General features: G+C 57.0%; 11 protein-coding genes. 5 read left to right on the forward strand and 6 right to left on the reverse strand.

Annotated elements, in window-relative coordinates; translation table 11 throughout:
* Positions 1 to 9: 9 nt before the first annotated feature.
* Positions 10 to 975 carry a 2-dehydropantoate 2-reductase gene (locus OUO13_RS19750; RefSeq protein ID WP_283175628.1) on the forward strand — a complete coding sequence of 322 codons (966 nt, stop codon included), beginning with the start codon at positions 10 to 12 and terminating at the stop codon, positions 973 to 975.
* 82 nt (positions 976 to 1057) lie between these two features.
* On the opposite strand, the gene OUO13_RS19755 is transcribed toward OUO13_RS19750, so the two are convergent.
* The 3 genes from OUO13_RS19755 to OUO13_RS19765 are packed head-to-tail and all read right to left on the reverse strand — an operon-like array spanning position 1058 to position 2959.
* Positions 1058 to 1924: a carbon-nitrogen hydrolase family protein gene (locus OUO13_RS19755; RefSeq protein WP_283175629.1), complete on the reverse strand. Its 867-nt coding sequence runs from the start codon at positions 1922 to 1924 to the stop codon at positions 1058 to 1060.
* Between the two features lie 2 nt (positions 1925 to 1926).
* Positions 1927 to 2532, reverse strand: a complete 606-nt coding sequence (locus tag OUO13_RS19760) for a GNAT family N-acetyltransferase (RefSeq protein ID WP_283175630.1) — start codon at positions 2530 to 2532, stop codon at positions 1927 to 1929.
* A gap of 19 nt (positions 2533 to 2551) precedes the next feature.
* Entirely contained in the window at positions 2552 to 2959 is a 408-nt protein-coding gene (locus OUO13_RS19765; protein ID WP_283175631.1) for a ketosteroid isomerase-related protein, read from the reverse strand.
* A 177-nt stretch (positions 2960 to 3136) separates the two neighbouring features.
* Here OUO13_RS19765 and OUO13_RS19770 point away from each other — a divergent pair, with 177 nt between their 5' ends.
* From OUO13_RS19770 to rlmF, 3 genes are all read left to right on the forward strand, one after another.
* Entirely contained in the window at positions 3137 to 3943 is an 807-nt protein-coding gene (locus OUO13_RS19770) for a phosphate/phosphite/phosphonate ABC transporter substrate-binding protein (protein ID WP_283175632.1), read from the forward strand.
* A gap of 15 nt (positions 3944 to 3958) precedes the next feature.
* Entirely contained in the window at positions 3959 to 5806 is a 1848-nt protein-coding gene (locus OUO13_RS19775; RefSeq protein ID WP_283175633.1) for an ATP-binding protein, read from the forward strand.
* 268 nt (positions 5807 to 6074) lie between these two features.
* A complete protein-coding gene (gene rlmF, locus OUO13_RS19780) occupies positions 6075 to 7034 on the forward strand; it encodes a 23S rRNA (adenine(1618)-N(6))-methyltransferase RlmF (protein ID WP_283175634.1) in 960 nt (319 codons plus the stop codon).
* 20 nt (positions 7035 to 7054) lie between these two features.
* On the opposite strand, the gene OUO13_RS19785 is transcribed toward rlmF, so the two are convergent.
* The gene (locus OUO13_RS19785) at positions 7055 to 8104 is read right to left on the reverse strand and encodes a helix-turn-helix transcriptional regulator (RefSeq protein ID WP_283175635.1); all 1050 of its coding nucleotides are present in this window, start codon (positions 8102 to 8104) and stop codon (positions 7055 to 7057) included.
* A 439-nt stretch (positions 8105 to 8543) separates the two neighbouring features.
* Here OUO13_RS19785 and OUO13_RS19790 point away from each other — a divergent pair, with 439 nt between their 5' ends.
* Positions 8544 to 9593 carry an alkene reductase gene (locus OUO13_RS19790; protein WP_283175636.1) on the forward strand — a complete coding sequence of 350 codons (1050 nt, stop codon included), beginning with the start codon at positions 8544 to 8546 and terminating at the stop codon, positions 9591 to 9593.
* Positions 9594 to 9656: 63 nt separating this feature from the next.
* Here OUO13_RS19790 and OUO13_RS19795 read toward each other — a convergent pair whose 3' ends face one another.
* Positions 9657 to 10052, reverse strand: a complete 396-nt coding sequence (locus tag OUO13_RS19795) for a hypothetical protein (RefSeq protein ID WP_283175637.1) — start codon at positions 10050 to 10052, stop codon at positions 9657 to 9659.
* A gap of 101 nt (positions 10053 to 10153) precedes the next feature.
* Positions 10154 to 11734, reverse strand: a complete 1581-nt coding sequence (locus OUO13_RS19800) for a chemotaxis protein CheW (RefSeq protein ID WP_283175638.1) — start codon at positions 11732 to 11734, stop codon at positions 10154 to 10156.
* Positions 11735 to 11757 lie beyond the last annotated feature (23 nt).

Below are 11757 nucleotides of genomic sequence, written 5' to 3' on the forward strand. Positions count from 1 at the left end.
AGATCGGATATGAACATCGCCATCGTGGGTGCCGGTGCCATTGGTGGCCATATCGCCGCCCGCCTGTTGCACAGTGGCCAGCCGGTCAGCCTGCTAGCGCGTGGCCAGACCCTGACCCAACTCCACCAGCAAGGGCTGGGCTGGAGTAGCGCCGACAGCCAACGCCAGTTTCTGCCGGTGATCGCCAGTGACGATGCTGGATTGCTCGGTCCGCAGGATCTGGTGATTGTGGCGGTGAAAGAACCGGCGCTGGCGGCACTGGTGCCACAACTGCGCGCGCTGATTGGCCCGGAGACCCGTGTGCTGACCGCCATGAATGGTATTCCCTGGTGGTTTACGGCCGGAATTCCAGCTCTGCAACAACAGCGCCTGAGCTGCCTTGATCCACAGGGACAACTGGCAGATTTGCTGCCTCCGGAACGTATTCTGGGCGCGGTGCTGCATATGGCCTGTACCAATCCGGCCCCCGGCATCTGCCACCATGTGATGGGCAATCGTATGGTACTGGGAAATGCCTGCGGTGGCGTTGATCCGACTCTGCAGAAGGTCAGCGAGCTACTCGGCCAGAGTGGTTTTGAGGTGCAGGTGTCTGACTTTATCCACAAGGACATCTGGTTCAAGTTGTGGGGCAACATGACCCATAACCCGATTTCCGCACTGACCCGTGCCACCACCGACCAGATCATCCACGACCCGCTGACCTGCCAGCTGGCAGTGAGAGTTATGACCGAAGCCCAGCAACTGGGGGCGCGTATCGGCTGCCAGCTGGATCAGGACCCGGCTGCCCGCAATCAGGAGGCACTGAAGCTGGGCGCGTTCAAAACCTCGATGCTACAGGATGTCGAAGCCGGTAAACCGCTGGAGGTAAACGCCCTGTTGGGCGCATTTGTGGAGCTGGCGGCACTGCTGCACGAGGATGTGCCCTGGAGCGGCAGCCTGCTGGGGTTGTTGCGCTTGCTGGCCAACAACCGCTGAGCCGTCTACTCAACTCAGAGCGCCATCCGCTGCAGACTCAAAACGCCACCCGCGCGGGGTCAGAGTGCCGTCAGCTGCCGAGTCAGAGACGAATGGATAACTGCCGCGACCAGTCGCGGTGGTTATACACCTGCCCCTGCTGGCGCACGGTTTCCAGCGCATCGAGATCCAGCTCGGCCATTACCCAGCCGGGTTGTTGCGAATCACCACTGGCCAGAATGCCGTTATCGGGGAAGCCGTAATCCACCGGTGTATAAATGCTGGCAACCCCGGTGTTTTCATCCAGTGCCGGTGACCACAAGGCCGTACCGAAAGTGGGTGCCTGCACCACGTAACACTGGTTTTCCAGCGCCCGCGCCTGACAGCCGATTTTGACCCGGTTAAAACCGGCCTCGGTATCGGTGCAGCTCGGCACCAGAATCAGCCGAGCCCCGGCTTCCACCTGCTGGCGCGCCAGCAACGGAAATTCGCTGTCGTAACAGATATTCACCGCCAGTGGGCCAATGTCGGTCGGGATTACCCGCAACTCGCGGCCAGCACTGATGCCCCACTGTTCGGTTTCGAAGCGGGTCATGATCATCTTGTCTTGCCAGCCCAACACCCCGTCGGGGCTGTACAGCACGGCGCGGTTATAAAAGTGGCCATCTTCGAGCACCGGAAAACTCGCTCCCAGAATCATCACGTCGTAACGACGCGCCAGTTCCTGATGCAACTCCAGCACCTCTGGCCACAGCTCCTGCACCGCCACCAGCTGCTGGTGCAGATCGCGGTACACCGCTTCACCCAGCAGGGAGGCCAGTTCGAGGCTGGCGTATTCCGGAAACACCAGCAAACGTGCGCCCAAACGCGCAGCGCTGCGGACTTCGTGATCCAGCTTGTCGTGATACTCACGCCAGTGCCCAAAAAAACTGATCGGGTACTGGGCGGCGGCAACGGTAATACGAGTCATGGTTATGCCTCCCCGTTGGTCAGATGTTTCAGCCAGAACACCATGGGTTTGGCTGATTCCCGGGTTTCATCCAGATCCTGCCAGCTGAAGGTGGTCTGCAGCTGTGGATAACGTTGATAACCGCGGTGTTGCCAGAAGTCGTCGAGCGGCCGGTAATCCGCCGGACGCCGTGGATGATCCAGCGGGCGCTCCACCGCGCAGAACACGCTGGTATCAAAACCACCCAGCGCTTTGGCGTGGGCCTCACGGCGGCGGAAAAACTCGACCCCGGCACCGAGGCCGCGATATTCCGGCAACAACACCGACTCACCGCAATAAAACACCCGCGCCAACGCCATTCCGGCTTGCCGAAACGGTGCCTGCACCTCAGGCGTTTCATCACTTAGCGGTAAGCCCGACGACGCTCCGACCACCTGTTCGCCATCAAACACCAGCACCATCAGGCTACGCGGTGATTGCAGGTAGGTTTGCAAATAACGGGCTTCATAGGCTTCGTCACCGTCATACAGATAAGGATACTCCCGGAATACCCGAATCCGCAGGCGCGCCAGCTCGCTGATCCAGTCGGCCAGTTGGGCTCCTTGCAGATTCAGGTATCTCAGGGTCATGTCAGAGTTCCTCTCCGGTTTACGGGTTCACCTGGGCAATCCAGTCATTGAGGTTGTAGTAGTTGCTGACCCGCGCCACCTTGCCGTCACACAGCTCAAAAAAAGCTCCGGCAGGCAGGCGATAGGTCTGGCCGCAGGCTTCTGGCAGGCCGTCATCCGTACTCAGATACTCACCCAGCACTACAAATTCCGCAGCGGCGCGTTGGCCATCCGCACTGGCCATAATCACCATGTCTACCAGCTGTTCGCGGTAGTGGGCGTTCATACGTGCCATAAAGGCCGCAAACACATCCTTGCCGGTTTCGCGGGCGCCCTGATTGATATCGTGCACCACATCGTCGGTTAACAGAGCCAGAAACGCCGGCATGTCCTGACGGTTAAAAGCATCGTAATAGGCGCGGACCAGTTCGATGGCGGCTTGAGTCATGTAATGGGCTCCTGAGGTTTTGTAATTCAAAACCAGACGGTATCACAGCCCATCATGGCCGAAGGCAACCCCTGCCGCCCCGCTTTGGCCTGCTTGCGCCAGATAACCGGCGGGTAAATTTGTGTTCCGGTGGCGCACTGCTATGTTTTCAGAGAGTCCTTCACGCTGGAATCCATCATGAATACCCTGTTTCGACCGGCCCTGAGCCTGCTGTTGCTACTGACAAGCCAGGTCAGTCTCGCCTGTTTGCTGACGATAGGTGTGGTGCCCCAGTTTGAACAGCGCAAACTGCTGGAGATCTGGCAGCCGATTATGGATCAGCTGTCACAGGCAACCGAGTGCCGGGTTGATCTGGCCGGCTCGGAAAACATCCCGGACTTCGAGGCCAAGTTTATGGCCGGGCGCTTTGATATTGCCTACATGAATCCCTATCACGCCGTGATGGCACACGCAGCCCAGGGGTACGAACCCTTTTTGCGCAGCAAGAGCAACCTGCAGGGTGTACTGGTCGTAAAAGACGACTCGCCGATCAAGGACGTGTCTGAATTACAGGGTCAGCCAGTGGCGTTTCCATCACCCAATGCATTGGGCGCGTCATTGCTGATGCGGGCTGAACTCAAGAACCTGCACGGCGTGGATGTCGATGCCCGTTACGTCAACACCCATCCATCGGTATACCTGCATGTCGCCAAGGGCCTGACGGTGGCCGGTGGCGGTGTGCAGAAAACCTTCGACGAACAACCACAGGTCATTCGTGATCGCCTGCGGGTGCTCTACAGCACCCGTGAAACACCGTCTCATCCGCTGGTTATTCACCCTCGGCTCGGCAAAGAACAGACACAAACCGTCATCAAGGCACTGACCAAAATTGCTTCCGAGCAGCCTGCACTGTTTGACGCTATTCCGATGCCAGGTCCAACCGCCACCACGTACCGTGACTACCAGCCACTGGAGGAACTGCATCTGGAGCAGTTCCAGCACTGACGCGGTAAACCATCCATGACTGGCCGCAGCCTGTTTTTCCGCTTCTTGTCGCCGCTACTGGTGTTATTGCTGGTAGCGCTGGTGTACGCACATGAAATCTGGACTCCCGCACTGGTGCGCCAGACCATGCAGAACGCCGAAGTGGAAATTCACAACTCGCTGGCCATTGTGGCAGAAGGGCTGGTGCCCATGCTGATTCAGGAAGATCTGTCGAACATCTACGACACCCTGGATCAGATCCTCGCCAACAATCCCAACTGGGACAACATCGCGCTCTACAACGCTGAAGGGCTGTCGTTATATCCGCTGGATGAGTTACCGGCACCTGAGCCGGGTAGCCATTTGCGCATGTATTCACAAGCCATCAGCGCTGGCAGCATTCCGGTTGGACGGCTTGATCTGCATTACAACGAAAGCGCCAGCCTGACCAGTATTCATGCTCAGGCCGATGCCATTTACCACACCCTGGTGGCCCTCATCGTGTTGGTCATGCTGGCCACGGCCTTCCTGTTTTACACCCTGGTCGCCACACCGATTCGCCGCCTGACCGTGGCAGTGGATGCGCTGTCGCGTGGAGATTTTGATTACCCTCTGCCAATTACCGGCAAACACGAAATTGGCCATCTGGCCGAACGTTTTGCGTTCATGCGTAACCAGCTACAAACCGAAAAACAGAACTTGCAAAAAGCGATTCAGGTTGCTGAACAGGCCAGCAAGGCCAAGGGGGAGTTTCTGGCCAACATGAGCCACGAAATCCGCACGCCCATGCACGGCGTAGTGGGTATGTTGCAGCTGCTGCTGGATAACCCGCTGGATGACGAACAACGCGAACGCGCCATGCTGGCACAATCATCGGCCCGGTCGCTGATCACCATCATCAACGACATTCTCGACTTCTCGAAAATCGAAGCGGGCAAGCTGGTGATGGAAGACATCGACTTTGATCTGGTCAGCCTGCTGACCGAAATCTACCGCCAGCAAAAACCCCAGACAGAAGCCAAGGCCCTGCGCCTGACCATCGACCTCAGCCGCATTCAGTTACGCTTCCTGCGCGGCGATCCACACAGGATTCGCCAGATACTGAACAACTTATGCAGCAACGCCATCAAGTTCACCAACGAAGGTGAAGTACATATCGATGCCATCACACGTTTGCTCAACAGCGGAGAGGTAGAGTTGTGTTGCAGTGTTACCGATACCGGGATTGGTATTCCGGCTGAACGTCAGGCCATGATTTTTGACAGCTTCTCCCAGGCCGATGCCTCCACCACCCGTCAGTACGGCGGCACCGGTCTGGGCCTCACCATTGCCCGCCAGCTGTGTGAGCTGATGGGCGGCAGTATCAGTCTGCAAAGCGCCAGTGGCAGCGGCACCCGTATGGATATTCGCCTGTTGCTGAATATGGGCAGCAGTGTCTCCAGCCCTGACACAACGACCAACCAGACCACTCAAAAACCAGTGGGGGCATGCCACGTATTACTGGTGGAAGATAACCAGGTGAATCAGGTAATCGCCTGCGCCCTGCTGAAACAGCTGCAATGCAGTGTCAAGGTCGCTCGTAACGGCATCCATGCGCTGGAGCTGTTGCAGGCCAGCCCACCTGACCAGATTTATGAAATGATCCTGATGGATTGCCAAATGCCGATAATGGACGGTTACGATACCACTCATCGAATTCGTTCCGGCGAAGCCGGTGAGCATTATGTACACGTGCCAATCATCGCCATGACGGCCAACTCCATGAAAGGAGATATGGAAAAATGTCTGGCAGCAGGGATGGATGATTACCTCAGCAAACCGCTGAACCTCGATCTGTTCCGCAAGACCATCCAGCTCTGGCATATGAAAGCTACCCATAGCTGACAGACTGGCCAATGAGCCTTTCAATAACCAAAGGTTAATCCTTACACCCGTTAGAATGACGTATTCTGTCGTTTGTTTCCGGCATAATGCCACTACCTGCAAGAGGCAGGTCTCCTCGGCAACGGGTGAGCGGATTCAGTGTGCAGGAAGCAGGCGACAAGGATGTCGCCCCGTTCCCTCTGCCAACCAGAGTTATTGCAGGTCATCGGCAATTACCGGCACGGACCGATATACTGCACAGACCTTATCCAGCCCTGAAATCTTTACCATGTCTGACCCAACACGCCCGGCTGCCCAGCTGCATCCCCGCAACCGTCATCAGCAGCGTTATGACTTCCCGACGCTGTGTGCCAGCAGCCCGGAACTGGCATTGTTTATGCGACAGACCCCCAAGGGCAATCGCGCCATCGACTTTACCGATCCGCAGGCCATCAAGGCCCTGAATCGCGCCTTGCTGAAACACTGGTACGGCATCGAAGGCTGGGGTATTCCGGATGGTTACCTGTGCCCACCGATCCCTGGCCGCGCCGATTACATTCACCATCTGGCCGATTTGCTGGCCAGCAGCCATCACGGAGTATTACCCCGTGGTGAACAGATTCAGGTACTGGATATCGGCTGTGGTGCCAACTGTATTTACCCGCTGATTGGCCACAGTGAATACCAGTGGCAGTTCACCGGCGCCGATATCGAACCGCGCTCACTGGCATCAGCGCAGAAGATTCTGGATGCCAATCCGGCACTGGCAGCGCATATCCGCCTGCAGCAACAACCAGACCCGCAGTGCTGCTTCAGCCAGATCATTCAGCCTAACGATCGTTATGACCTGACGCTCTGTAATCCGCCGTTTCATACCTCGCCGGAGCAAATGACCAAGGGCAACCAGCGCAAGTGGAAACACCCCGGCAAATGGGATGGCAGTGCGGTCGACAGCAGCCTCAACTTTGGTGGCCAAAGTAACGAGCTGTGGTGTGACGGTGGCGAGGTGGCGTTTATAAGCCGGATGATTCGCGAAAGCGTACAGTTCGGTGCACAGGTGTACTGGTTTACCTGTCTGGTATCGAAGCAAACGACCCTGGCGGCCATCGAACCGGTATTACAAGAAGTGGGAATAGAGCAGCGGCAGACCCTGGTGATGACCCAGGGCCTGAAAACCAGCCGTTTTATTGCCTGGAGCTTTCTGACACCGGCGCAGCGCCAGCTCTGGCAACAGCAACGCTGGGGCTGAACCGGATCAACCGCCGCCGCTTATTCCAGCGTGCTGGCAGCATCCTCAGGGGCGAATTCGTACAGCCCACACAACTCACGCAGACGACTGTGAATTTCTTCCACCCAGTGTTGTGGCGCCTGTACTTTCAGGCGCGAGTTCATACTGAACACCCACCACAGGGTTTCTAGGTCGTCCGCAACAATGGCTTCGAGCCGATACCAGCCCACCCGAGTGTGAGAATCCGGCAGAGGTTCAATGCTCTGCTGCAGGCTTAACGGAGTTTCTCGCAGCAGGTTGGCGACTTCCGGAGCAATTTCCGCCACCAGGGTGACATCCCCTTGTGGTTGCCAGCCAAAGGTTCCCTTGCGGATATAGTCATCGAGGTCAAAACCAGCCAGCTGACGAGCCGGTGCATCCAGTATGTCCACCTCGGAAATACGATGCAGGGCATACAGGGTTTCCTGCTCGTAATCGTTGGCCATAGCCACCAGATAACTTTTGTTATCCCGCATCACCAACGCCAGTGGGTGCAAACGCAAGCTGCGGGTTTCGCCTTTGGCCAGACTGAAATATTGCACCTGCAGCTGCTGTCCGAGCAGCAGGGCTTCACCGACTTTTTCCCAGACTCCGGCTTTGATTTCGGCGGGCAGCAGGGTTTTACCGGTTGGCAGAGCACGAATGCGCTGTGGCCAGTCGGCCAGTGAGTTTTCGGTGAGGCTGGTCAGGTGCAGCGAAGCGCGTTTGAACTGGGGCTGCAATTGCTGGAACACACCGGCAGGCAACCGCTGGCGCAAATGCGGCTCTGCCAGACACCAGGCCAGCGCCGCCGGGGTATTGGTTACCGGGAATTGCTGATGGATATCACCTTCGTAATACCAGCGATAAGGCTTGCTGTCGGTGTCGTTACGAATAGGAAACAACAGGGATAAACGATCAAGATCGCGCTGGATGGTACGCGCCGATACTTCGTAACCGCGCTCGCGCAAACGCTCTTCCAGCGTAGTCGTCGCAATTTTGGTCGGCAGACGCGGGATGAGGTTCAGGGTTTCGATATAACGCAGCAGCGTATCCTTGCTTCCGTGTGACATGGGGGCCTCAAAATGTGATTCCGTTCAAACTTTTCAGAGCATAGGGCAATGCCGATACGGCAGACAAGTCGTAATTTTCGCTGCAACATTTGTTTACTGACAAGGCGATCAGAGTTCTGATTCATATCAGCTTTGTATAGGTCGTCCGCAATGTCTCTGGAAAAACGGCCCATACGATGCATAAAACATCCAGATACCGATTCGACACGGGGCAGAAGGGCTTGGGCTAAGCTGTATGGATTTGAGCTGTATGGATTGAGCTGTATGGGCTTGAACAAAATAGGCTTGAGCAGCACAGATCGGTAAAACGGATCAGCAAGAACACACTATCCCGAAAATGCCCCTTCAGGATCAAATTGCCCGCCCCCATATCGGGTGTAGCATCCATTTACATCGCCACACCAATCCCCCCCCCTTATTCAGAATCAAGGAGCTCGCCATGCCCGGTTTGTTTGACCCGATCCAGATGGGAGAACTGCACCTCAGCAACCGCGTGATCATGTCACCACTGACCCGTTGCCGTGCCGAAGGACGTATTCCCAATGCCCTGATGGCGGAATACTACGCCCAACGCGCCAGCGCCGGTCTGATCATCAGCGAAGCCACAGCGGTAACGCCGATGGGTGTGGGGTATCCGGATACTCCCGGCATCTGGTCCGACGAGCAGGTGGAAGGCTGGAAGCTGGTTACCAACGCCGTCCACCAGGCCGGTGGCAAGATTGTCTGCCAGTTATGGCACGTAGGCCGTATTTCCGATCCATCGTATCTGGATGGTGAGCTGCCGGTATCCGCCAGCGCCATCAAACCGGCTGGCCACGTCAGCCTGGTACGGCCCATGAAAGAATTCGAAACCCCACGCGCGCTCGAAACTGCCGAGATTCCGGCCATTATCGAAGCCTACCGGGTCGGTGCCGAAAACGCCCGTAAGGCCGGTTTTGACGGTGTGGAATTACACGGTGCCAATGGTTATCTGCCCGAACAGTTCCTGCATAGCAGCACCAACCAGCGTACCGACCAGTACGGCGGCAGCCTCGAAAACCGTGCCCGTTTTATGCTGGAAGCCACCGACGCCCTGATTTCCGTCTGGGGTGCCGGTCGAGTGGGTGTGCACCTGTCACCACGTGGTGACGCTCACGATATGGGTGATGCCAACCCGGCGGAAACCTACGGCTACCTGATGCAAGCCTTCAGTGAACGTGACATTGCCTTTGTGTTCACCCGCGAACACTTCAATGAACCAGCCCTGACGCCAGCGCTGAAACAGCAGTTCAGTGGTGCCTTTATTGCCAACATGAACATGACCGCCGAACAGGCCGAACAACTGGTTGCCGACGGTGTGGTCGACGCGGTGGCCTGGGGCAAGGCGTTTATCTCCACCCCGGATCTGGTCTATCGCCTGCAGCAAAAAGCGGCCTGGAACGAGTGGGATATGAGCACTTTCTATGGCAGCGGGCCGAAGGGTTATACCGACTACCCGGCTCTGGCATAACACTGCGCAGGCCTGACCGCCACAACCGACATTCCCGCCGCCCAAACGGCGGGAATACCCTTTTCAGGCCGCCACCGGATAACACAGGGTGGCCGCCACCAGCAGCAATAACCACAACCCGATTTCAAGCGTTTCGGTCAGCGGCTGAATGCGTAACACCGCACCCATCACATGCACCACCAGCATGGCAGCAAACACCAGCAGCAACAGCTGGAACGTCGCCTCCAGCCATTCACCACTGCTGGCAGCACGGAAAATAAAACACTCCACCACCAGCACAAACGCACCCACGCAGCGGCCGAAATACACCGCCAGATCGGTATGCTCCGGAATAGTCCACTGCATCAGCCGAGCCCAGCGCAAAGGCACCGCAAACAGCGGTATCGCAAAAAACAAAGTAGTTGAAACACCTAACAGCCATAAGAAAAACACAGCCTGATCCGCAAACATACCCAACATCGCCCGACACTCCTTTGGAAGAAAGGCCAAAGAGTAACGAAGAGAGACAGGACGATTGTCAGATCTGTGTCAGAACTGCCTGCTCACACGCAGGTAGCCGTTCAGTGCACTACCGCCAGGTCATGATCCGGGTCGTGTGAGCTGTCATTGCCACTGTTTCCTTGCTCAATCCACGCAAAATCCATCCCGCGGCGACTGCCGGTTTTTAATACCTGATCGGCCAGCATCGACAAGTCCAGCGACAGGCAGGTTTCATGGCCATCGTCGCTGTTGTATTTGATCAGCCCCCAGCAACCGCGCGCGGCGCTGCCTGCACTGCCTTCCGGTACGGTATCGCGGTTGGAGCGCATCCAGATGATGTCACCAATGGCGTACAGGGTTGGCACCATAAAACCGATATAACTGTAGTCTTTCTGCACCACCAGAATCGATGAGGTAGGTGTCAGTTCAGTGGGCGGCGCACGGCCAATAAGGCCGTTGAGGCAGAAAATCGGCACTGGTTTGCCGCGTAACATCACCAGCCCACGGGCGTAACCAGCGGCATTAAACAGATCGACCTGACGGCTCAAAGGCAGGATTTCGCAGATACTGGACACTTGTGAGGCCAAACGCACACCGGCATCAAATACCAGCGCCTGACCATAACCGCGGTTGATCCGTTTCTGTTCGGAGGTTTCGGCCTGCGGTTTGACCGACGATGCACTCAAACGCGCGAGATCCTGTAGCGCTGGGCACTGCATCAGCGCCGTAGCATTCAGCAGCAGGAAATAATCCTCGGTTACGCCGAACCGCTGGATATCACTCACATGGAACAGCGACTCGGTCTTGCAGGCACCGGAATAAAACGCCGCCGCCGGGAACATACCACTCGGCATCAGGGGTAATTCAGACAAACGAGCACTGACCACATCAATAATATGATCCACCAGAAAGGTCACCATCCCGTCGCCAATACGCAGGATAAAACCCTGACAACGCTCCTTGTATTCGTAATCAATACCCAGCAGCGCGCCGGTCGATACCGTCGAGACCCGTTGCCCCAAATGGAACATATCACCGCGATAGACCGGGTTTTCGGTTACCGCTTCTTCGATTTTCGGGCTTTGTAACGTCGCCACAACTGACGAGGTTTCCAGCGCCAGCAACATACGGCCCACGCTGAATAACATCAGATGCTGGCTGTCGTGGCTGTTCACCACCCGCGACAGCTCGGTAAAGTTGTTGGTGACCACCCGGTTGCGAATACGTGGCACGCCCGGTAAACGCAGCAGCGCAGGCATATTGATCAGACAGACAAAGCCGTTGCCGTCAGGATGCGGAAACGCCGCCAGCAGGAACTCGCTGGTTTCTTCTTCCGGGCTCAGGTAACTCATACCGTCACGCGGAGCATCCACCACGCCTTCGAGGCTGTCGCCCAGCAGACCGTAAATAAACCCCTCTACCTGCACCACAATCACAATACTGTGCGACCGCGATGTTGCCGTCAGCCCCATCAGCACATCCGGGTCCAGCAAGGGCACCAGACTGCCGCGCAGGTTCGCGGCCCCCGGCATACAGGCCGCAGCGCTGGGTAATGGCTCGATCCGGGTCAGTGGCATCACTTCCTTGAGATGATCAAGCGGCACGGCCAGCCGCAGCTCACCCAGTCGAAATACACCGTACTGATCGGACAGATTACTCATACTCCCCCCTACTGGTCGGTCTG

The sequence above is a fragment of the Parathalassolituus penaei genome (assembly GCF_026626885.1).
GTDB lineage: Bacteria > Pseudomonadota > Gammaproteobacteria > Pseudomonadales > Oceanobacteraceae > Oceanobacter > Oceanobacter penaei.

What these genes read in the sequence shown, in the direction of transcription:
- OUO13_RS19755 (WP_283175629.1), bottom strand. Translation starts at nt 1,924, where the DNA reads ATGACTCGTATTACCGTTGCCGCCGCCCAGTACCCGATCAGTTTTTTT.
- OUO13_RS19790 (WP_283175636.1), top strand. Translation starts at nt 8,544, where the DNA reads ATGCCCGGTTTGTTTGACCCGATCCAGATGGGAGAACTGCACCTCAGC.
- OUO13_RS19765 (WP_283175631.1), bottom strand. Translation starts at nt 2,959, where the DNA reads ATGACTCAAGCCGCCATCGAACTGGTCCGCGCCTATTACGATGCTTTT.
- OUO13_RS19795 (WP_283175637.1), bottom strand. Translation starts at nt 10,052, where the DNA reads ATGTTGGGTATGTTTGCGGATCAGGCTGTGTTTTTCTTATGGCTGTTA.
- rlmF (WP_283175634.1), top strand. Translation starts at nt 6,075, where the DNA reads ATGTCTGACCCAACACGCCCGGCTGCCCAGCTGCATCCCCGCAACCGT.
- OUO13_RS19760 (WP_283175630.1), bottom strand. Translation starts at nt 2,532, where the DNA reads ATGACCCTGAGATACCTGAATCTGCAAGGAGCCCAACTGGCCGACTGG.
- OUO13_RS19770 (WP_283175632.1), top strand. Translation starts at nt 3,137, where the DNA reads ATGAATACCCTGTTTCGACCGGCCCTGAGCCTGCTGTTGCTACTGACA.
- OUO13_RS19775 (WP_283175633.1), top strand. Translation starts at nt 3,959, where the DNA reads ATGACTGGCCGCAGCCTGTTTTTCCGCTTCTTGTCGCCGCTACTGGTG.
- OUO13_RS19800 (WP_283175638.1), bottom strand. Translation starts at nt 11,734, where the DNA reads ATGAGTAATCTGTCCGATCAGTACGGTGTATTTCGACTGGGTGAGCTG.
- OUO13_RS19785 (WP_283175635.1), bottom strand. Translation starts at nt 8,104, where the DNA reads ATGTCACACGGAAGCAAGGATACGCTGCTGCGTTATATCGAAACCCTG.
- OUO13_RS19750 (WP_283175628.1), top strand. Translation starts at nt 10, where the DNA reads ATGAACATCGCCATCGTGGGTGCCGGTGCCATTGGTGGCCATATCGCC.